The 19,273-nt window shown below is 54.7% G+C and carries 21 protein-coding genes and 1 tRNA gene; 17 read left to right on the top strand and 5 right to left on the bottom strand.

From position 1 onward, the window contains the following. The first annotated feature begins 2 nt into the window (after nucleotides 1-2). From OCA8868_RS09570 to OCA8868_RS09535, 8 genes are all read left to right on the top strand, one after another. Entirely contained in the window at nucleotides 3-482 is a 480-nt protein-coding gene (locus tag OCA8868_RS09570) for a UPF0262 family protein (protein WP_093996365.1), read from the top strand. A 1-nt stretch (nucleotide 483) separates the two neighbouring features. Then, nucleotides 484-942: an arsenate-mycothiol transferase ArsC gene (locus tag OCA8868_RS09565; protein WP_245848157.1), complete on the top strand. Its 459-nt coding sequence runs from the start codon at nucleotides 484-486 to the stop codon at nucleotides 940-942. 123 nt (nucleotides 943-1,065) lie between these two features. Further along, a complete protein-coding gene (gene infA, locus OCA8868_RS09560; RefSeq protein WP_008186030.1) occupies nucleotides 1,066-1,284 on the top strand; it encodes a translation initiation factor IF-1 in 219 nt (72 codons plus the stop codon). 6 nt (nucleotides 1,285-1,290) lie between these two features. Further along, nucleotides 1,291-1,860, top strand: a complete 570-nt coding sequence (locus tag OCA8868_RS09555) for a Maf family protein (protein WP_093996363.1) — start codon at nucleotides 1,291-1,293, stop codon at nucleotides 1,858-1,860. Further along, nucleotides 1,857-2,885 (top strand): ribonuclease E/G, encoded by a 1,029-nt coding sequence (locus tag OCA8868_RS09550; RefSeq protein WP_093996362.1) that lies wholly within the window; start codon nucleotides 1,857-1,859, stop codon nucleotides 2,883-2,885. The genes OCA8868_RS09555 and OCA8868_RS09550 overlap by 4 nt, the downstream gene beginning before the upstream one ends. Continuing rightward, nucleotides 2,885-3,082, top strand: coding sequence for a DNA gyrase inhibitor YacG (locus tag OCA8868_RS09545; RefSeq protein WP_093996361.1), 198 nt, complete (start codon nucleotides 2,885-2,887; stop codon nucleotides 3,080-3,082). The genes OCA8868_RS09550 and OCA8868_RS09545 overlap by 1 nt, the downstream gene beginning before the upstream one ends. 97 nt (nucleotides 3,083-3,179) lie before the next feature. After that, nucleotides 3,180-3,254 (top strand) — tRNA-Phe (locus OCA8868_RS09540). 175 nt (nucleotides 3,255-3,429) lie between these two features. After that, nucleotides 3,430-5,619, top strand: a complete 2,190-nt coding sequence (locus OCA8868_RS09535; RefSeq protein ID WP_093996360.1) for an NADP-dependent isocitrate dehydrogenase — start codon at nucleotides 3,430-3,432, stop codon at nucleotides 5,617-5,619. A gap of 64 nt (nucleotides 5,620-5,683) precedes the next feature. Here the strand turns inward: OCA8868_RS09535 and hemN are convergent, their stop codons facing one another. Beyond that, complete coding sequence (gene hemN, locus OCA8868_RS09530; RefSeq protein ID WP_093996359.1) at nucleotides 5,684-7,039, bottom strand: oxygen-independent coproporphyrinogen III oxidase; 1,356 nt, start codon at nucleotides 7,037-7,039, stop codon at nucleotides 5,684-5,686. 54 nt (nucleotides 7,040-7,093) lie between these two features. On the opposite strand from hemN, the gene fnrL reads away from it, so the two are divergent. From fnrL to ccoS, 9 genes are all read left to right on the top strand, one after another. After that, complete coding sequence (fnrL, locus tag OCA8868_RS09525; protein ID WP_093996358.1) at nucleotides 7,094-7,843, top strand: transcriptional regulator FnrL; 750 nt, start codon at nucleotides 7,094-7,096, stop codon at nucleotides 7,841-7,843. Nucleotides 7,844-7,962: 119 nt separating this feature from the next. Continuing rightward, nucleotides 7,963-9,579, top strand: a complete 1,617-nt coding sequence (ccoN, locus tag OCA8868_RS09520; RefSeq protein ID WP_093996357.1) for a cytochrome-c oxidase, cbb3-type subunit I — start codon at nucleotides 7,963-7,965, stop codon at nucleotides 9,577-9,579. 11 nt (nucleotides 9,580-9,590) lie between these two features. After that, nucleotides 9,591-10,316, top strand: a complete 726-nt coding sequence (ccoO, locus tag OCA8868_RS09515) for a cytochrome-c oxidase, cbb3-type subunit II (protein ID WP_093996356.1) — start codon at nucleotides 9,591-9,593, stop codon at nucleotides 10,314-10,316. 11 nt (nucleotides 10,317-10,327) lie between these two features. After that, nucleotides 10,328-10,564 carry a cbb3-type cytochrome c oxidase subunit 3 gene (locus tag OCA8868_RS09510; protein ID WP_093996355.1) on the top strand — a complete coding sequence of 79 codons (237 nt, stop codon included), beginning with the start codon at nucleotides 10,328-10,330 and terminating at the stop codon, nucleotides 10,562-10,564. After that, nucleotides 10,557-11,420: a cytochrome-c oxidase, cbb3-type subunit III gene (ccoP, locus tag OCA8868_RS09505; protein WP_093996354.1), complete on the top strand. Its 864-nt coding sequence runs from the start codon at nucleotides 10,557-10,559 to the stop codon at nucleotides 11,418-11,420. Before OCA8868_RS09510 ends, ccoP begins: the two co-directional genes overlap by 8 nt. A 171-nt stretch (nucleotides 11,421-11,591) precedes the next feature. Beyond that, the gene (gene ccoG, locus OCA8868_RS09500) at nucleotides 11,592-12,998 is read left to right on the top strand and encodes a cytochrome c oxidase accessory protein CcoG (RefSeq protein ID WP_093996353.1); all 1,407 of its coding nucleotides are present in this window, start codon (nucleotides 11,592-11,594) and stop codon (nucleotides 12,996-12,998) included. Continuing rightward, nucleotides 12,998-13,447 (top strand): FixH family protein, encoded by a 450-nt coding sequence (locus OCA8868_RS09495; protein WP_179214832.1) that lies wholly within the window; start codon nucleotides 12,998-13,000, stop codon nucleotides 13,445-13,447. Before ccoG ends, OCA8868_RS09495 begins: the two co-directional genes overlap by 1 nt. After that, nucleotides 13,444-15,561, top strand: coding sequence for a heavy metal translocating P-type ATPase (locus OCA8868_RS09490; RefSeq protein ID WP_093996351.1), 2,118 nt, complete (start codon nucleotides 13,444-13,446; stop codon nucleotides 15,559-15,561). The genes OCA8868_RS09495 and OCA8868_RS09490 overlap by 4 nt, the downstream gene beginning before the upstream one ends. Continuing rightward, nucleotides 15,558-15,698, top strand: coding sequence for a cbb3-type cytochrome oxidase assembly protein CcoS (ccoS, locus tag OCA8868_RS09485; RefSeq protein ID WP_049833402.1), 141 nt, complete (start codon nucleotides 15,558-15,560; stop codon nucleotides 15,696-15,698). The genes OCA8868_RS09490 and ccoS overlap by 4 nt, the downstream gene beginning before the upstream one ends. A gap of 9 nt (nucleotides 15,699-15,707) precedes the next feature. Here ccoS and OCA8868_RS09480 read toward each other — a convergent pair whose 3' ends face one another. Genes OCA8868_RS09480 through OCA8868_RS09465 form a run of 4 tightly spaced genes read right to left on the bottom strand, consistent with a single transcriptional unit; the run spans nucleotide 15,708 to nucleotide 19,196 of the window. Next, entirely contained in the window at nucleotides 15,708-16,541 is an 834-nt protein-coding gene (locus tag OCA8868_RS09480; RefSeq protein ID WP_093996350.1) for a metal ABC transporter permease, read from the bottom strand. Continuing rightward, the gene (locus OCA8868_RS09475) at nucleotides 16,538-17,389 is read right to left on the bottom strand and encodes a metal ABC transporter permease (protein ID WP_093996349.1); all 852 of its coding nucleotides are present in this window, start codon (nucleotides 17,387-17,389) and stop codon (nucleotides 16,538-16,540) included. The genes OCA8868_RS09480 and OCA8868_RS09475 overlap by 4 nt, the downstream gene beginning before the upstream one ends. Then, nucleotides 17,386-18,282 carry a manganese/iron ABC transporter ATP-binding protein gene (locus OCA8868_RS09470; protein ID WP_093996348.1) on the bottom strand — a complete coding sequence of 299 codons (897 nt, stop codon included), beginning with the start codon at nucleotides 18,280-18,282 and terminating at the stop codon, nucleotides 17,386-17,388. The genes OCA8868_RS09475 and OCA8868_RS09470 overlap by 4 nt, the downstream gene beginning before the upstream one ends. Further along, entirely contained in the window at nucleotides 18,279-19,196 is a 918-nt protein-coding gene (locus OCA8868_RS09465) for a metal ABC transporter substrate-binding protein (RefSeq protein WP_093996347.1), read from the bottom strand. The genes OCA8868_RS09470 and OCA8868_RS09465 overlap by 4 nt, the downstream gene beginning before the upstream one ends. Between the last annotated feature and the right edge of the window lie 77 nt (nucleotides 19,197-19,273).

Genomic DNA, 19,273 nt, shown 5'->3' with positions numbered 1-19,273 from the left:
TTTTGGCGAAGATTATTCATATCGATCTGGACGACAGTGCGCTGCCGCCGCCAACGCCCGAGATTGAACAAGAACGCAAGGTCGCTATGTTCGATCTGCTGGAGGATAACTCGTTTGTGCTGCCAGAGCGTGACGGGAAGTCCCCACCTTCGGGGCCGTATCGCCTTGGCTTGTCCATTCGGCAAAAACGGTTGGTTTTCGAGATAGTCACTGAAAAGGGCGAGGCTGCAGGCGAGTTTCATCTGTCCCTCGGGCCGTTTCGCCAAGTCGTGAAGGACTACTTCCAGATTTGCGAAAGCTATTTTGACGCTGTGAAGACCGCAGCGCCAAGCCAGATCGAGACCATTGATATGGCGCGGCGTGGCATCCATGACGAAGGCGCGCGAGTGCTGCAGGAGCGTCTGGAAGGCAAGGCCGAGGTCGATTACGACACGGCGCGGCGCCTGTTTACTCTCATCTGCGTTTTGCATTTCGGAGGGTGATTTGAGCGAGCTTCCACAGTCCATTCTGTTTTGTTGTGACCACAATTCTGTGCGCTCGCCGATGGCAGAAGGACTGTCCAAAAAGTTATACGGAACAGAGATTTACCTGCAATCCGCCGGGGTGAAATCTGACTTGGATATTGACGGTTTCGCCGTCGCTGTTTGTGAAGAAATGGGCATCGAACTGTCGCGCCACAAAAGCCGCTCGTTTGATGAGATGGAGCAATGGGGTGATGATCTTTCGTCGTTTGACCTGATTGTAGCGCTGTCACCTGCAAGCCAGCGTCGTGCATTGGAATTGACGCGCCATTCCCATTTGGAAGTTGAGTATTGGCCGATCATGGACCCGACAGGACTTGGTGAAACTCGCGAAGATCGCCTTTTGTACTACCGTCAGGCACGGGATCAAATTCGCACAAAGTTGATTGAACGCTTCGGGCTGGGGAAGGCCACGAGCTAGTTTCAGCGCGTCAAAACGGCCACCACTGGGCGAGTTTAATAGATTATCCCTTGAAACTGCGCCGCTTAGGGCGCATTTACCCGCTGTCTGCAGATTTTTGCAGACGTTTTAGATGGAGAGAACATGGCCAAGGAAGAACTGCTCGAATTTCCAGGTGTCGTAAAAGAACTCTTGCCGAACGCGACATTCCTGGTCGAGCTGGAAAACGGCCATACGATCATCGCGCATACGGCAGGTAAGATGCGGAAAAACCGCATCCGTGTTCTGGCAGGCGACAAGGTACAGGTCGAGATGACCCCGTATGATTTGACCAAGGGTCGGATCAATTATCGCTTTAAATAATCGACCATGAGGTTGGTTCTAGGCTCCGGTTCCCCGCGACGGTTGGAGCTGTTGGCGCAGCTTGGGCTGACGCCAGATGACGTACGTGCGCCAGATATCAATGAAGACCCGATTGGTGCCGAAAAGCCGCGCGACTATGTACGGCGCATGGCGCGTCAAAAGGCGGAAGCGTCCGCGTGTGCAGCGGATGAAGTCGTGCTTTGCGCTGATACAACGGTTGCGGTTGGTCGACGTATTTTAGGTAAGCCAGCGGATGCGGCTGAGGCAGAGGCGTTTTTGCGCCTCATGTCTGGTCGCCGCCACAAGGTTATCACAGCGATATCCGTGAAAACACCGAACGGCGTACGCGTAAAGGATGTCGTCACAGACGTGAAGATGAAGCGGTTAAGTGACGCTGAAATCGGGGGCTACATCGCAACCGATGATTGGCGCGGCAAGGCGGGTGGATATGCGATCCAAGGGCCAGCCAGCGCGTTCATTCCGTGGGTCGCAGGGTCTTATTCGGCTGTGGTTGGGTTGCCGTTGGCAGAGACCGCGAACCTATTGCAATCATCAGGATTGGAGATTTGGAAATGAAAGGACGCATGATCGTTCTGGACCACATTGGCGACCGTGAAACGGCTGCGCTGTTGGTTGATGGCAAGCTCCAAGATTTGATGATTGATAACGATGATGCTCCGCGGCCCGGTGCGATCTATCGTGCGATTTGTGATCGTCCGCTTAAAGGGCAGGGCGGCATGATGCTGAAGTTGCCCGAGGGTGAGACGGCTTTCTTGCGCCAAGGCAAAGGCCTTGCGCCGGGGCAGGCAATTCTAGTGCAGGTCACGGGCTATGCCGACGACGGCAAAGCGATTCCCGTGACGGACCGCGTTCTTTTTAAATCCCGCTACGCCATCGTGACCCCCGGAAAACCGGGCATCAACGTCAGCCGGTCGATCAAAGACGATGACGTGCGCGAACGGGTCTTGGCCTGCGCCCACGAAGAAGGCGTGAGCGAAGGGTTCGGGTTGATCCTGCGGTCGTCCTGTGAAGGCGGGGCGGATGAAGACATAATCGAAGATATCACGGCAATGGACGGCATGGCGTCTGCCATTATGGCTGACAAAGACGGCGTCGCGGAGGCACTGACCGACGGTGATGGCCCGCATGCGCTTGCTTGGCGTGAATGGGTCGAACCTGCGACGGTCGTTACTGACGCAGGTGGCTTTGAGGATCAGGGTGTGCTGGATCAAATGGCAGCGCTTTCCAGTCCCCGTGTCAGCCTTGATGCATCGGCGTTTATGTATGTTGAACCGACGCGCGCTCTTGTTGCGGTAGATGTGAATACGGGTGGCGACACCTCGCCTGCATCCTCTCTCAAGGCGAATATAGCAGCTTGCAAAGCGTTGCCGCGCGCGCTCCGCCTGCGCGGGCTTGGTGGGCAGGTTGTCATCGACATGGCACCGATGTCCAAAGCGCACCGAAAACAAATTGAGTCTACTTTACGTAGCGCGTTTCGCGCGGACAGTATCGACACCGCGCTTGTTGGTTGGACCCCGCTTGGACACTTTGAACTGCAGCGCAAACGTGAGCGTCTACCAACGCCACTCGGCCTTGTCTGATGGCTTGTCCGATTTGTGATAAAGAAACGAATGCTGCGTATCGGCCATTTTGTTCAAAGCGCTGCGCAGATGTTGATTTGGCGAAATGGCTTGGCGGTGGTTACGCGATTCCCAGCAATGATCCTGATGAGATCGATGAGTTGGAAGATGCGCTTGAGAAAGCCAAACAAGATCCTGAATTGCCACGCCCTTCCTGACATCTGCAAGTGTTTTCGCGGATTTGAAAGAAGGGTCTGGACAGTCCGTTGCGCCCCGCCTAAAACGCCCTCACCCAAGGGGTTCGCCCCTTTCCGTGCCCGGGTAGCTCAGGGGTAGAGCAGTGGATTGAAAATCCTCGTGTCGGTGGTTCGATTCCGCCCCTGGGCACCACTTTTTCTCTATCTCTTCCTCAATTGCCTAGCCTCGGGGTTTACTGCCGTTTGCAGCACTTGTGCTTTTTGCCGGGGCGAATTGTCACTCCAGCGTCGTATACGATGGTATACTGTCGACCTTCTTGATGCATTCAGTTATGAAGCCCTCAAATCCAATCCAAATGGGGAATCTCATGTCCGATATCATCTACACAAAAGTGGACGAAGCGCCTGAATTGGCGTCAGCATCATTCTTGCCGATCATCCAAAAATTCGCCGCTGCTGCTGGCGTATCTGTTGGAACGAAGGACATCAGCCTAGCAGGTCGTATCCTGGCGACATTCCCTGAAAGCCTGACCACGGAACAGTTTCAGTCTGACGATCTGGCGGAGCTTGGACGTCTGGTAAAGACACCGGAAGCAAACGTTATCAAGCTGCCAAACATTTCAGCGTCCGTGCCACAGCTTAAGGCCGCAATCGCTGAGCTGCAGGCGAATGGTTTCAACATCCCTGACTACCCAGATGCACCGGAAACGGACGCCGAAAAAGATGCGCAGGCGCGTTACGATGCCATCAAGGGTTCTGCTGTGAACCCCGTTTTGCGCGAAGGGAACTCTGATCGTCGTGCTGCCAAAGCCGTGAAAAGCTTTGCTCAAAACAACCCGCACCGCATGGGTGATTGGACCGCTGACAGCAAAACCAAAGTATCTTCCATGTCTGGCGGTGATTTCTTCTCAAACGAAGTGTCCGCGACGCTCGCTAAAGAAGCGACAGCCAAGATTGTTCTGGAAACTGCATCCGGTGAAACTGTTCTAAAGGACGCCGTCACATACCCGGCTGGAACCGTGGTCGACGCGACATTCATGAGTGCAAAGGCACTGAATACGTTTCTTGCTGACCAGATCGAAGAAACCAAAGCCGACGGCACATTGTTCTCGCTCCATATGAAGGCGACTATGATGAAAGTGTCTGACCCGATCATCTTTGGCCACGCGGTTAAAGCATTCCTCGGGCCAGTGTTTGAAAAGCACGGCGAAGCAATGGCCGATCTGGGTGTGAACCCGAACGCTGGCTTGGGCGATCTGTTGGCACGTGTTGATGGCAATGCTGAGATCAAAGCGGATATCGAGGCGTGCATGGCAGCGCGTCCGCCGATGTACATGGTTGATAGCGATAAGGGCGTCACTAACCTGCACGTCTCCTCTGATGTTATCATCGACGCATCCATGCCCGCACTTATCCGCGCAGGCGGTAAGGGCTGGGGGCCAGACGGTAAGGAAGGCGATTCCAACTGTGTGATCCCTGACAACTCCTACGCGCCGGTTTATGATGAGACGATCAACTTTTTTAAAGAGAACGGTAAACTGAACCCTGCGACTGCAGGTACAGTTCAGAACATCGGTCTGATGGCGCAAAAAGCCGAAGAATACGGTTCGCACCCAACGACGTTTGAGATGCCAGAAGCCGGCACCGTCAAGATAATCCTTGATGACGGCACAGTCCTGCATGAGCACAAAGTCGAGGCGAACGACATCTGGCGTTCCGCGTCTGCGCGTAAAGCGCCAATCGAAGACTGGGTGAACCTCGCGATTGATCGCCAGAAGGCGGAAGGCTGTCAGGCGATTTTCTGGCTCGACGCAAACCGCGCCCACGATGCTGAATTGATCGCCTATGTGAAACCGATCCTTGAAGCCAAAGGCGTAGCCGACAAGTTTGAGATCATGGCGCCGCGCGAAGCAACCCGTGCTTCGTTCGAAACGATCACGAAGGGTGAGAACTCAATCGCGGTTACGGGTAACGTTCTGCGCGACTACCTGACTGACCTGTTCCCGATCCTCGAATTGGCAACGTCCGCGAAGATGCTTTCCATCGTTAAGCTGATGAATGGCGGTGGCTTGTTTGAAACTGGCGCTGGCGGGTCCGCCCCAAAGCACGTTCAGCAGTTGGTCGAAGAAAACCATCTGCGTTGGGACAGCCTTGGCGAATTCTGCGCATTGGGTGAAAGCCTGCAGTTCCTTGCGAATGCAAAAGGCAACGAGCAAGCCCGCGTTTTGGGCCAAGCTGTTGATGCAGCGACCCAAGGCATCTTGGACCACGGCCGTTCACCATCCCGCAAAGTAGGCGAGCCGGACAACCGCGATAGCCACTACTGGTTCGCACGCTACTGGGCCGAAGCATTGGCAGCACAGTCGGATGATGCAGCGCTTGCCGCACACTTCGCGCCTGTCGCAGAAGCGCTTGCAAGCAACGAGAGCGCGATCCTTGCTGAGTTGGCTGCGGTGCAAGGTCCAGCGGCTGATCTGGGTGGGTACTTTAAGACGGATGACGCGAAGACTGCGGCCGTGATGCGCCCATCAGCCACGCTGAACAGCATCATCGGCTAAACGGTGTATAATAGGCCGCGCTTCTTGTCGGGAAGCGCGGCCTTTTTCGTTTGTGGGCTAAGATTTAGATAGCAGACGAATGCGCGACTTCGCTGCTTGAGAACGTATCAACGGAATTGGCAATGATGCGTACCAGTGGCTTTGCCCAATCGTTCATTTTCAGGCCATTCTTGCTGATATGAAACGCGTCTGAATACTGCCGCATAAGCATGACACTAATGGCGCGAATAAATTCGGCTTGTTTCGGGAACTCAGCGCTTAGTGAGCTGCTGTCCAACTCAAAACGGCACAACAGGTCTTCAACGACTCGGGAAATAACGTCGTCACTCGCGGTGAGCATATAGCCTTTATGTGCGGCCATACTGCCTTGGGTAATCCGATCTTGATAGGCTGAAGTCGCAACCGCGTTTTGCAAAAAACCTTGCTTGAAACGCGAAATTGCAGAGGCTCCAAACCCGATAAGAGTTTCGCATTGATCGTCCGTATAGCCTTGAAAGTTCCTGCGCACCCGGCCTTCATTTTGGGCGATTGCCAGCTTGTCCGAGGGTACAGCAAAGTGGTCGATGCCGATGGCCTCAAACCCTTGATTGATCAATGTTTCCTGCGCGAGCATCGCGAGTTCAAACCGCATCTCGCTGTCGGGTAGATCATCCGCGTTGATCAATACCTGACGTTTAGACATCCACGGCACATGTGCGTAGCCGTAGATCGCCAAGCGGTCGGGTTCCATCGCGATGACATGATCCAGTGTTTCCTTGAAGCTTTCCATCGTTTGGAATGGCAAACCATAGAGCAGATCCAGATTGAGGGCCGTGACACCGCGCGCGCGTAAGAAATCAATGACGTGGCGCGTTTGCTCAAGCGATTGGGAGCGCCCGATAGCATTCTGCACGACAGGCGCGAAGTCCTGTACGCCAAGGCTAACGCGATTGAGGCCGAAATTAATGAGCGACTCAAGCAATTGATCAGAGACTTCGGTTGGATCAACCTCAACCGAAAACTCAAAATCATCGTCCTTGGGAAACGCATCAAAGACCTCTGTTAGAAGCATAGACATCGTTTTGACGGGAAGAATGGTCGGCGTGCCGCCACCAAGATGAAGGCGCGCCATGCGTACACTTTTTGGCAGGGTTGCGCGCACCGCACGAATTTCCGAGCGTAGGAATTCAACATACGCATCAACGGGTTGCAGTGTTTTTGTACCCTGCGTCCGGCACGCGCAGAACCAGCATAGGCGCGTGCAAAACGGTATGTGAATGTAGACCGAAATGCCTTTGTCACCAGAAACAGTGCGCAGCCAGTTCGCCTGATTTTCACGCCCGACTCCGTTCTCAAAGTGGTTTGCGGGCGGATAGCTGGTGTAGCGGGGCACCTTTGCGTCAAAAAGACCATGGGTACGAAGTTGATCAATGTTTTCCATGCGCGTACTAAGAATGTGAAAAGGCGTTTTTGCCTTGATACAGATCAAAGAATCATGAACCAGCCAAAGAAACTCAACACACCATCGGTCGCACCGATCAAATGCAGCCAGTGCCCGATCCGGCACCGGGCGGTTTGTGCGCGTTGTGACGATGACGAGTTGGAAATTCTTGAAAGCATGAAATCCTATAAGACCTACGCCGCTGGTGACGTGATTTTATGGCGTGGTGAACCGCTTGAATTTGTGGCTTCCGTGGTGACTGGCGTGGCGACATTGTCAAAGACGATGGAGGATGGGCGCACACAGATGGTTGGCCTTTTGTTGCCGTCAGACTTTATTGGGCGGCCAGGCAGAGAGCAGATCGAGTTTGACGTCACCGCGACGGTCGATGTGACTCTGTGCTGCTTTGATCGTCCGAGGTTCGAGAGTCTTGTTTGTGAAACACCCCATATTGCACAACGTTTGATGGAATTGGCCTTGGATGAGCTCGATGCCGCACGGGATTGGATGCTGCTGTTAGGTCGCAAAACTGCGCGCGAAAAGATCGCGACTTTTATTGAAATGCTCGCACGTCGGTCGTCTCACGGGCAGGACGGAAGCAAAGACGTTATCGACCTTCATATGACCCGCGACCAGATTGCGAACTATCTTGGCCTGACTCTGGAAACGGTAAGCCGCCAGTTCAGCGCGCTCAAGAAAGACGGTGTGATCGACTTTTCTGACCGGAAACACTTCACCGTCGAGGACATTGCTGCCCTCCAAGATGAGACCGGCGATGACGCTGATGGCGGCGTCGTTTACTAATCCAATAAATAGTTTTCAAATTTGCTTGATTTAGATCAAAGAGCACTTAAGTACCCGTGCCCTAAAAGACCCTAACCACCGGGGGCATTTTGCCTCCATTTCGCTGTTAGGGATTCTCTATGAACTATTTGAAGCTCGTTATTCTCGGCCTCGTTACGTTCTTCGCTGCACTCGCGACGAACTGGGCGCACGATTTGGCCTATCAGGTGCATGCCCTGCTGATCATGCTTGTGTCAGCTGGTATGTTTATTTGGGTGCTTCGTCGCACCGATAACCCCCCAAGTGACGAGGATCTCTCGGGCGTCTACTTTGATGGCGTCGTTCGAGCGGGTGTCATTGCGACTGCCTTTTGGGGCATTGCAGGCTTTTTGGTTGGTACATTTATCGCCTTCCAACTTGCGTTTCCGGCACTGAACTTCGAATTCCTACAAGGTTTCGGCAACTTTGGCCGCCTACGCCCACTGCACACCAGTGCGGTGATTTTTGCGTTTGGTGGTAACGCCTTGATCGCAACGTCCCTATACGTCGTGCAGCGCACAAGCGGTGTTCGTCTTTGGGGCGGTAACACAGCGTGGTTCGTTTTCTGGGGTTACCAGTTGTTCATCGTTCTGGCCGCAACCGGCTACTTGATGGGTGCTACGCAGTCCAAAGAATACGCTGAGCCTGAGTGGTATGTTGATATCTGGCTTACAATCATCTGGGTGACTTACCTAGCGGTTTACCTCGGCACGATCGTTAAGCGCCGTGAAAAGCACATCTACGTTGCGAACTGGTTTTTCCTAAGCTTCATCATCACCGTTGCGATGCTGCACTTGGTCAACAACCTGTCTATTCCAGTGTCCATCTGGGGCAGCAAATCTGTGCAGGTCTTCTCAGGTGTGCAAGATGCGATGACCCAGTGGTGGTACGGCCACAACGCCGTTGGTTTTTTCCTGACTGCGGGCTTCTTGGGCATGATGTACTATTTCGTGCCAAAGCAGGCCGGCCGTCCGGTTTACTCTTACAAGCTGTCCATCATTCACTTCTGGGCGCTGATCTTCCTATACATCTGGGCTGGCCCGCACCACTTGCACTACACCGCGTTGCCTGACTGGGCGTCTACCCTTGGTATGGTGTTCTCCATCGTGCTTTGGATGCCGAGCTGGGGTGGTATGATCAACGGTCTGATGACGCTGCAAGGCGCATGGGACAAGTTGCGCACCGATCCAATCATGCGGATGTTCGTTCTGTCCCTTGGTTTCTACGGCATGTCCACATTCGAGGGTCCGATGATGTCGATCCGTGCAGTGAACTCACTGAGCCACTACACCGACTGGACCATTGGTCACGTTCACTCTGGCGCACTTGGCTGGAACGGCATGATCACATTCGGTGCAATCTACTTCCTGACACCAAAACTGTGGGGCCGTGAAAGAATGTACTCTATGTCCGCAATCAACTGGCACTTCTGGCTCGCGACACTGGGCATCGTCCTTTACGCGTCCTCCATGTGGGTTACTGGCATCATGGAAGGCCTGATGTGGCGTGAAGTTGATGACCAGGGCTTCCTCGTCAACTCCTTCGCAGACACGGTATCGGCCAAATTGCCAATGTACATTGTCCGCGGTCTTGGTGGCGTGATGTTCCTCTCTGGTGCTCTGATTATGTGCTGGAACATGTGGATGACAATTCGTGGGGCAAAACCGGCAACGGTTTCCCTGCCATCCTCCAAATCTAACGCCGTTCCGGCTGAATAAGGAGCCGACAAATGGGTATCTTAGAAAAACACGCCGTCCTCGAAAAAAGCCCGACATTGCTTTTCGTATTTTCACTTGTCGTGGTCACAATCGGGGGCATTGTCGAAATCGCGCCGTTGTTCTGGCTTGAAAACACAATCGAGGAAGTAGAGGGCGTTCGCCCCTACACCCCGCTTGAGTTGACAGGTCGCGACATCTACGTGCGCGAAGGGTGCTACACGTGCCACAGCCAGATGATCCGCCCGATGCGCGACGAAGTTGAGCGTTACGGCCACTACTCACTGGCAGCGGAAAGCATGTACGACCACCCACACCAGTGGGGTTCAAAACGTACGGGTCCTGACTTGGCCCGCGTTGGTCAGCGTTACTCTGACGCATGGCATGTGGATCACCTGATCGATCCGCAGTCGGTTGTGCCTGAAAGCATCATGCCAAAGTACGGCTTCCTTGCGAACACTGAGATCGAAGGCGAGCATATCGAAGCATTGCTCAGCACGCACCGTTTCGTTGGGGTTCCTTACACTGACGAAATGATCGAACAGGCCAGCGCGGACTTTATGGTTCAGGTTGACCCGTTTGGTGATTGGGATGGTCTCGTTGAGCGCTACCCTGGTGCGGCTGTTTCCAACTTTGACGGTCAGCCAGAACTGACTGAAATGGACGCCCTGATCGCATACCTGCAAGTCTTGGGTACGATGGTCGACTTCTCGACCTTCACACCTGACGCAAGCCGATAGGGAGGGAGAACATGGAAACCTACACCTTCATGCGGGAACTCGCGGATAGCTGGGTCTTGCTGGCAATGTTCGCCTTCTTTCTCGGGGCCGCAGTCTGGGCATTTCTACCAAGCCATCGAAGCGCGCGTGAAGACGCGAGCCTCATCCCATTCCGGAACGAAGCCGCACCGTCGGCTTCTTCCGAAACACCTGTGACCAACGCCGACGCAAACAATAGTCGCGAACTGAAAGGGCTTGATAATGTCTGAACGCAAAGTAGACGAAGAAACCGGCGTTGAGACCACTGGCCATAGCTGGGACGGTATCGAAGAGCTGAACAACCCATTGCCACGCTGGTGGCTGTGGACGCTCTATGCCTGTATCGTTTGGGCGATTGCCTACACGGTTGCATATCCTGCTTGGCCGATGATTTCAGGCGCCACAACAGGCATGTTGGGGTTCTCAACACGCGCGCAAGTTGCCGAGGACATTGTGCAGCACGAGGCGAAGAACGAAGCACTTGTTGCTGAGTTGGTCGCCGCGGACCTGACGACATTGCCTCCGTCCAGTGACTTGCATCGTTATGCGGTTGCGCGTGGTGGGTCTGTTTTCCGCGCTCAGTGTAGCCAGTGCCACGGTTCTGGTGCTGCGGGCGCTGTTGGTTACCCGAACCTTTTGGACAACGATTGGCTTTGGGGTGGGGATATCGAAAGCATCTCTGCAACAATTACGCACGGTGTTCGCAACGAAACAGATCTGGATGCACGTTATTCCGAAATGCCTGCATACGGTGACATCTTTGCGGAAGAAGAGATCGGCGCTGTTGTGGAATACGTCACAAGCCTGTCGTCCTCTGAATTTGACGCGGATCTCGCGCAAGCCGGTTCAGAACTGTTCTTGGACAACTGTGCGGCTTGTCACGGCGACGAAGGCCTTGGTGACCAGTTCCTTGGCGCGCCAAACCTTGCTGATGCGATCTGGCTTTATGGCGGTGACCGTGATGCTCTCACTGAAACCGTTACCAACGCACGCTTCGGTGTAATGCCAGCGTGGGGTCAACGCCTCAGTGATGTCGATGTACGCGCTGTGTCTGTATATGTTCATGCCCTCGGTGGCGGTGAGTAAGCAGAAGATTAGCTGAAAATTAGGCCACCCAACCTACCAAGGTTGGGTGGCTTTTCCATTTCCGGGAATAGTTATCAACACTTTGGCATCAGCCAGGTTCATTGATACAGATCAAGGCTAGTTGTTTAGCTCGTCGGTAGTGAGATGGTGTCGTGAACAGGAATCATTTAAATGTCAGACCGCCCACTTTACGCCCCACAAGAACCGATCTTCCCGCGTCGGGTTTCTGGTAAATTCCGGAACCTGAAATGGGTGATCATGGCCGTCACGTTGGGGATCTATTACCTCACTCCGTGGATCCGTTGGGATCGTGGGCCAAACCTTCCTGATCAAGCGGTTCTCGTTGATATGGCGAGCCGCCGTTTCTATTTTTTCTGGATCGAAATCTGGCCGCATGAATTCTATTTCGTTGCGGGTCTTCTCATTATGGCCGGCTTGGGGTTGTTTCTGTTCACTTCGGCGCTTGGGCGTGTTTGGTGCGGCTATACCTGCCCGCAAACGGTTTGGACCGACCTATTCATTCTTGTTGAACGTTGGATTGAAGGCGACCGAAACGCGCGACTTCGCCTTTACCGTGGAAAATGGGACGTCCGTAAATGGCGCCTGCGCATAACAAAGTGGATTACTTGGCTCTTTATCGCGATCGCGACAGGCGGGGCTTGGGTGTTTTATTTCACTGACGCGCCGACGCTTCTGCGCGATCTTGTGACCTTCTCGGCGCACCCTGTCGCCTATATGACCATCGCCGCGTTGACGGCCACGACATTCTTGTTCGGTGGTTTCATGCGCGAGCAGGTCTGCATCTACATGTGCCCATGGCCGCGCATTCAGGCCGCCATGATGGACCCGGATACGATCACCGTGGCCTACCGCGAATGGCGTGGTGAAGAACGCGGCAAGAAGCACGAAAACAAGTCAGGCGATTGTATCGACTGCATGGCCTGCGTGAACGTTTGCCCAATGGGCATCGACATCCGCGACGGACAGCAGATGGAATGTATCACCTGTGCGCTTTGTATTGATGCCTGCGATGACATCATGGATAAAATCGGCAAGCCACGCGGTTTGATTGACTATATTGCCCTGTCTGATGAGCCGGCAGAACGTGCTGGTCAACCGCCTGCGCCTATTCTGAAGAAGATTCTCCGCCCGCGGACGATTATCTACACCACGATCTGGGCCGCCATCGGTATTGCACTTCTTTATGCGCTGTTTGTCCGCTCTGATATCGAACTGACTGTCAGCCCCGTGCGCAATCCAACATACGTGCTGCAATCTGACGGCGCTGTTCGTAACATCTATGATGTTCGCTTGCGCAACAAAGCGGGTGAAGACCGTGTATTCCATATCAGCCTCACCAGTGAAGAAATCTTGCGGATTGAGCTAGAGGGGCGTGATGGTCAGCGGAACTTGGTTGTTCCAGCTGACACGACTATTCTTCAGCGGGTATATGTGACCGCACGTCCACAGGACCCAGCGGCATCTACCGACACAACCGCGCTGCGGCTATGGGTCGAGGACGTTGACGCAGACATTCGCGCCAGCCAAGCTACAACCTTCAATGGGAGGGACGAATAATGACTGAGATTAAAGGTTGGCATGTCCTAACAGGCTTCGGCGTTGCATTTGGCATCATCATTTCCGTGAACCTGACACTGGCGTATCAAGCGGTACGGACATTTCCGGGCTTGGAGGTCAAGAATTCTTACGTTGCTGGCCAAGTGTTTGACGAAAACCGTGCCGCGCAAGAGGCGCTTGGTTGGGACGTGTCCGCAGAACTCGATGGCAACGACTTGTCTTTGGTGATCCTTGAAAACGGAACGCCAATTTCACCCACCATCGAACAGGCCACATTTGGCCGTGCAACCCACGTAGGCCAAGACCAAGTCCCCGAGTTTTCATTTGACGGTGAAGCCCTGCGCGCTGTGATCGAAGGTGGTGAAGGCAACTGGAATCTACGCCTAAAAGCACGCTCGGAAGACGGCACTCTGTTTGAACAACGCATTATCGTTAGGGTCGTGTCATGATTTCTGCATGCCCAGCCTGCAATGCAGTTCCACTTGCGGAAGAGGTCGCCGAAGGACCGGGCGTGCAATATTCCTTGCCGACAATTCATTGCGCTGCGTGTATCGGAAAGATCGAACGTGGGCTAAGTCAGATTTCTGGCGTGCGTTCCGTGCGCGTGAATTTGTCCCTTAAGCGATTGACTGTCGAAGGCGCAATAGACCCCAGCAAGATCGAAGCGGGTTTGGCGGACTTGGGCTTTGAGGCGTATCCGTTGGACCTTCAGGCGCTCAATGCGGCGCGTGACGATGTTGGGCGAACATTGCTTGTGCGGCTAGCGGTTGCCGGTTTCGCTATGATGAACGTCATGCTGTTGTCGGTTGCCGTTTGGTCCGGTGCCAGCGATGCTACCCGCGACTTGTTCCATCTGATTTCAGCGATGATTGCTTTGCCAGTTGTCGCCTATTCCGGCCAGCCGTTCTTTCAAAACGCATGGTCTGCTCTGCGCGTGAAACGTTTGAATATGGATGTGCCGATTTCGCTGGCGATTGTATTGGCTGCTGGAATGTCACTGTTTGAAACGCTGAATGGCGGTGCGCACGCCTATTTCGATGCCGCACTATCGCTCACGTTCTTCCTGTTGATCGGTCGTTACATGGATCATCAGACTCGTTCTGCTGCCCGTTCCGCTGCGAAGGAATTGACGGCGCTCGAAGTGCAGACCGCAGAGCGGATCACACCAAACGGTACACAAACCGTTAACACCATGAGCCTTAATATTGGGGATGATATTCTGGTCCCATCCGGCGCACGTGTACCGGTTGATGGTGTGCTGACATCCGCAAAGGCGCTGATGGACCGTGCGCTTCTGACCGGTGAAAGCGCAGCTGTGTCGGTGCAAAGCGGTGATGTATTGCAAGCTGGTGAAATCAACCTAAGCGGCCCGTTCGAAATTCGCGCAACTGCCGTGGGTGAAGATACGTCTTTGCGCCGTATGGCCGCGCTGATTGAAACTGCGGAGAATGGCCGCAACAGCTACACCGCCTTGGCGGACCGCGCCGCGCAGATTTATGCGCCTGCCGTTCACCTCCTGTCCTTTGTTGCCTTCCTCGGATGGGCGTTTGCGACGGGTGACATTCGCCACGCATTAAACATTGCGATTGCTGTGTTGATCATCACGTGCCCCTGTGCGCTTGGCCTTGCTGTTCCCGCCGTTTCTACGGCCGCAGTCAGTCGCCTGTTTTCTGCCGGGTTCCTCGTGAAACACACCACCGCGCTTGAACGGTTATCCGAAGTCGACCACATTGTTTTTGACAAAACCGGCACGCTCACTACTCCGGCACTGACTGGGCTTGGCGGGTTGAACGATGCTGAGAAAACAATCGCCAAAGCCCTCGCGCAATCTTCACACCATCCACTGTCAAAGACGCTTAACGCTGGGCTGCCAGACGTGAATCCGGCCACTCTGAACGACATCCAAGAAGTTGCAGGGCAGGGCGTTGAAGGTGTCTACAACGATCAGCCTGTACGGCTTGGTCGCGGCGAATGGCTTGGCGCAGATTTTGCCGGTTTGGGTATCAAGATTGGCGCGGAGCCAGCCGTTCGGATTGAAGCACAAGACCACGTTCGCGAAGGTGTCGAAGACGCGCTGGCGAGTTTGAAACTACCAAGCGAGATCATCACTGGCGATGCCAAAGAGCCCGCAATGCAACTTGCCGAACAGCTGTCCCTTCCCGTGACGTTCCAAGCGCGCCCGGAAGACAAACTTAAACGCCTCAATGCGTTGGCCGACGAGGGGCACAACGTTTTGATGGTTGGTGACGGTTTGAACGACACCGCCGCCCTTGCGTCTGCACATGCGTCGATTGCACCGTCCTCCGCACTTGAGGCGTCCCGTAACGCAGCCGACGTGGTTGCCCTGCGTGAGACCTTTGCGGACCTGCCGTTGGTGCTGGCTGTCGCAAAAGCGACCCGCAAACTGTCCACACAAAACTTCGCCATTGCCGCTGTTTACAACATGATCGCGGTCCCAATCGCTCTTGCTGGCTTTGCGACGCCATTGGCCGCGGCCCTTGCAATGTCAGTGTCGTCCATTACCGTATTACTTAACTCCCAACGGATGAGGTTCGTGCGATGAATGTACTTGTTATCTTGATCCCCGTTTCCCTGATCTTGGGTGCAATCGGTCTTACCGCATTCCTTTGGACCGTGCGTTCAGACCAATACGACGACGACAAAGGTAACGCAGCTCGCATCCTGTTGGATGATGACTAACGCGGGTTCCTAAACGCGTTGCGCTTCGCGGGATTTGTTGCGGATCGTGCGATAGATAAACGCTGCGATGAACAGCGCTGTGAGCGTTAAGATCACGGTTGGACCCGGGTCAGAACCGATGAAGAAACTCAGGTAAACGCCGATTACTAGCGATAGGGTCGAGACGATGACGGCAATCATCAGCATGTGTTTGAACTGCCGCGTGATCAGGAACGCAATCGCCCCCGGCGCAATCAGCAGACCAATCGCTAGGATCAGGCCAACCGCTTTGAGTGTGGCAACAATCGTCAGCGACAGGATCGTCAGCAAACCGTAGTGGAGCAAATTGGTCGGCAATCCAATCGCCCGCGCTTGGGCGGGGTCAAACGCATTCAGCAGAAGGTCTTTCCAACCGACAAGCAAGGCGGCGCTGACGATCACGCCGATCACGCCAGACGTCCAAAGATCAGCCGATGTAACCCCCAGCATGTTGCCGAACAGGATGTGGTCCAAATGCACGTTGGTTTCGATTTTCGTGTAAAGAACCAACCCGAACCCGAACATGCCTGAGAACACGACCCCCATCACAGTGTCTTGGCGCACGCGGCTGTTCGCGTCGAGGTATCCCGTTAGCAGCGAGCAAACCATGCCCGCGATGAACGCCCCGATGATCAATGGGATGCCGGCGATATAGGCCAAAACCACTCCGGGCAGAACGGCATGGGACACTGCGTCGCCCATCAGTGACCAGCCTTTGAGGACGAGGAAACAGCTCAGCAATGCCGTCGGCGGGCCGATCAGTAGGGCGATGTAAAACGCGCCGTGCATGAAGGGGAATTGGAATGGGAGGAGGAGTTCGCTCATGCTCGTAACGCCTCCGCTGCGCGACGACGGTTCGCGATCAACCCGTGTTTGGGGGCGAAGAAGAACGCCAATATGAACAGGGTCGTTTGCAGGCAGATGATAACCCCGCCCGTCGCACCGTTCAGGAAGTAGGAGATATATGCACCCACAAAGCTTGAGAGCGCGCCAATGGCGACCGAGATGACCAGCAAACGTGGGAAGCGGTCGGTTAGCAAATAGGCCGTCGCACCCGGTGTGATGACCATCGCAATCACAAGGAACGCGCCCACGGTTTGAAGTGCCGCAACGCACGCGGCAGAAAGCAGGACGAAGAACATGAACCGAAGGCGATCAGGTCTTAGCCCGATTGATCGCGCATGGTTCTCGTCGAAAAACGCAACCATGAGGTCTTTCCATTTCACCAACAGCACCACGAGGCAAACGACGCCGATGATCGCCAGTTGGATCGTGTCCGATGGGGTGATCGCAAGGATATTGCCAAGGATAATGGTTTCCACATCCACCGCTACTGGCGAGACCGAGACCATGAACAGGCCCAAGCCAAAGAAGCTGGTGAAAATCAGCCCGATGATGGCGTCTTCTTTCAGGCCTGTGCGTTGGTTCAGGAACAACATTGCCGATGCCGCGAGGCCCCCCGATAAAAACGCACCCAATGCGAAAGGCAGGCCAAGCATATAGGCACCCGCAACGCCGGGAACGATCGAATGGGACAGGGCGTCACCGATCAGCGACCAACCTTTCAGCATCAGGTAGCAGGACAAGAACGCGCAAACAGCCCCCACAAGTGCCGATACGAACATCGCATTGAGCATGAACGTGTAAGTGAAGGGTTCCAGAATGGTGGTCATTTCCCATCCTGTTCTGGGCGGGTTTTTGTTTTGTCGTCGTAGATAACAAACGGGCGTTCGTCGTCTGTCAGGATGGTGACTTTGCGTTCGTCGTCATCGTCATGCAGATCATCACCACCAAGAACGAAGTGGCGCAGCACGCCGCCGAACGCGGCCTCGAGGTTGTCTTTGGTAAAGACTTCTTCGGTCGGGCCAAAGTTCAACACGGTTGCCTTGACCAGTACGGTTTGGTCGCAAAACTCAGGAACCGAGCCGAGGTTGTGGGTGGACACCAACATCACACGCCCCTCATCACGAAGTTCGCGCAGGAGGGTGATGATGGCTTCTTCGGTTTGCACATCGACGCCTGTAAACGGTTCATCCAGAAGGATAACTTGACCGTTCTGCGCCAACGCACGGGCAAGAAACACGCGCTTGCGTTGACCACCGGAAAGCTCACCGATCTGGCGGTCTGCAAAGTCGGTCATGCCAACACGGGCTAGCGCGTTTGCGACGGCTTCATGGTCGGCTGATTTCGGGCGGCGCAGCAGGCCCATATGGCCATACCGCCCCATCATCACGACATCTTCGACGAGAACCGGAAAGGACCAATCGACCTCTTCGGCCTGCGGAACGTAGGCGACGATGCCAGCCTTGATCGCTTGGCGAACTGTTTGGCCCAACACGCCGATTTCACCAGCGGCGGCGGGCAAGAACCCCATGATCGCTTTGAACAGCGTCGATTTTCCCGCACCATTCACACCAACCAACGCTGCAATGGTGCCGCGTGGAATGGCAAAGCTCGCGTCCTTCAACGCGGTCACACCGTTGCGGTAGGTCACGGTCAGCCCATCGGCATAAAGACCCGCTTGGTTCTTAGATGTTTGATGCGCCGCTGGGGGTGGTAAATTCACTGCGCTAATCCTTCAACAACCGTTTCAGTGGTGACGCGCAGCAGATCTAGGTATGTCGGCACGGGGCCATCTGCGAGCGACAGCGAGTCCACGTACAGCACACCGCCATAGGTCGCGCCTGTTTCGCGGGCGACCTGTTCGGCAGGGTCGGTGTTTACGGTACTTTCACAGAACACCGCCCGCACGTTGTTTTCACGCACGGTATCAATGACGCTGCGCACCTGTTGCGGCGTGCCGGTTTGGTCGGCGTTCATCGGCCAAAGGTAGGCTTCCTTCAATCCGAAATCCCGTGCAAGGTAGCTGAAGGCCCCTTCGCAGGTCACAAGCCAACGTTCGCTTTCCGGAATTGCGTAGATCTGTTCGCGCAAAGGCGCAATCGCAGCGGTGATTTCTGCTTTATAGGCCGCTGCGTTTGCAGCGTAAGTTTCGGCGTTATCTGGGTCGTGCTCGGACATCGCAGCCTGAATGTTGTCGATATAGACCAACGCGTTATCAAGGCTCATCCATGCGTGCGGGTTCGGCAGGCCTTCGTAACTGCCTGCCGCGATAGACATCGTTTCGATCCCTTCGGAAATCGTCGCGGAAGGGACTTCGTCGACATTGCCGATGAATTGCTCAAACCAGAGTTCAAGGTTCATGCCGTTCCAAAGGATCAAGTCAGCGTCGGACGCACGAACAAGATCACGGGGGGTTGGTTGGTAGCCGTGAATTTCGGCGCCAGCACGGGTGATGGACTCAACGGTTGCCGCGTCCCCAGCCACATTACGGGCCATGTCTGCGATAACTGTGAAGGTTGTTACGACCTTAAATTCATTAGACTGCGCGGATGGGCTAAGTGTCGAGCGGCCGAAAAAGATGGCGGCGATCACGCCCAGAATAAGTACAGCGGTTACAATAAGGGTACGCGAGGACATGCCTATGTCTCCAATAGATTTCAACATGAGTTATGGGCGCTAGGGGCAGGAAGTCAATGTAGTTGCGAATTATTCGC

It is taken from the genome of Octadecabacter ascidiaceicola (assembly GCF_900185015.1).
GTDB classification, from domain to species: Bacteria; Pseudomonadota; Alphaproteobacteria; order Rhodobacterales; family Rhodobacteraceae; genus Octadecabacter; species Octadecabacter ascidiaceicola.
This window is presented reverse-complemented; position numbering and strand designations above follow the sequence as displayed.

Excerpts from the sequence above, each read along its gene's own strand:
- OCA8868_RS09545 (WP_093996361.1), top strand. The coding sequence starts at position 2,885 with ATGGCTTGTCCGATTTGTGATAAAGAAACGAATGCTGCGTATCGGCCA.
- ccoP (WP_093996354.1), top strand. The coding sequence starts at position 10,557 with ATGTCTGAACGCAAAGTAGACGAAGAAACCGGCGTTGAGACCACTGGC.
- ccoO (WP_093996356.1), top strand. The coding sequence starts at position 9,591 with ATGGGTATCTTAGAAAAACACGCCGTCCTCGAAAAAAGCCCGACATTG.
- OCA8868_RS09495 (WP_179214832.1), top strand. The coding sequence starts at position 12,998 with ATGACTGAGATTAAAGGTTGGCATGTCCTAACAGGCTTCGGCGTTGCA.
- OCA8868_RS09475 (WP_093996349.1), bottom strand. The coding sequence starts at position 17,389 with ATGACCACCATTCTGGAACCCTTCACTTACACGTTCATGCTCAATGCG.
- OCA8868_RS09510 (WP_093996355.1), top strand. The coding sequence starts at position 10,328 with ATGGAAACCTACACCTTCATGCGGGAACTCGCGGATAGCTGGGTCTTG.
- OCA8868_RS09480 (WP_093996350.1), bottom strand. The coding sequence starts at position 16,541 with ATGAGCGAACTCCTCCTCCCATTCCAATTCCCCTTCATGCACGGCGCG.
- hemN (WP_093996359.1), bottom strand. The coding sequence starts at position 7,039 with ATGGAAAACATTGATCAACTTCGTACCCATGGTCTTTTTGACGCAAAG.
- OCA8868_RS09490 (WP_093996351.1), top strand. The coding sequence starts at position 13,444 with ATGATTTCTGCATGCCCAGCCTGCAATGCAGTTCCACTTGCGGAAGAG.
- ccoN (WP_093996357.1), top strand. The coding sequence starts at position 7,963 with ATGAACTATTTGAAGCTCGTTATTCTCGGCCTCGTTACGTTCTTCGCT.
- ccoG (WP_093996353.1), top strand. The coding sequence starts at position 11,592 with ATGTCAGACCGCCCACTTTACGCCCCACAAGAACCGATCTTCCCGCGT.
- fnrL (WP_093996358.1), top strand. The coding sequence starts at position 7,094 with ATGAACCAGCCAAAGAAACTCAACACACCATCGGTCGCACCGATCAAA.
- OCA8868_RS09555 (WP_093996363.1), top strand. The coding sequence starts at position 1,291 with ATGAGGTTGGTTCTAGGCTCCGGTTCCCCGCGACGGTTGGAGCTGTTG.
- infA (WP_008186030.1), top strand. The coding sequence starts at position 1,066 with ATGGCCAAGGAAGAACTGCTCGAATTTCCAGGTGTCGTAAAAGAACTC.
- ccoS (WP_049833402.1), top strand. The coding sequence starts at position 15,558 with ATGAATGTACTTGTTATCTTGATCCCCGTTTCCCTGATCTTGGGTGCA.
- OCA8868_RS09535 (WP_093996360.1), top strand. The coding sequence starts at position 3,430 with ATGTCCGATATCATCTACACAAAAGTGGACGAAGCGCCTGAATTGGCG.
- OCA8868_RS09550 (WP_093996362.1), top strand. The coding sequence starts at position 1,857 with ATGAAAGGACGCATGATCGTTCTGGACCACATTGGCGACCGTGAAACG.
- OCA8868_RS09465 (WP_093996347.1), bottom strand. The coding sequence starts at position 19,196 with ATGTCCTCGCGTACCCTTATTGTAACCGCTGTACTTATTCTGGGCGTG.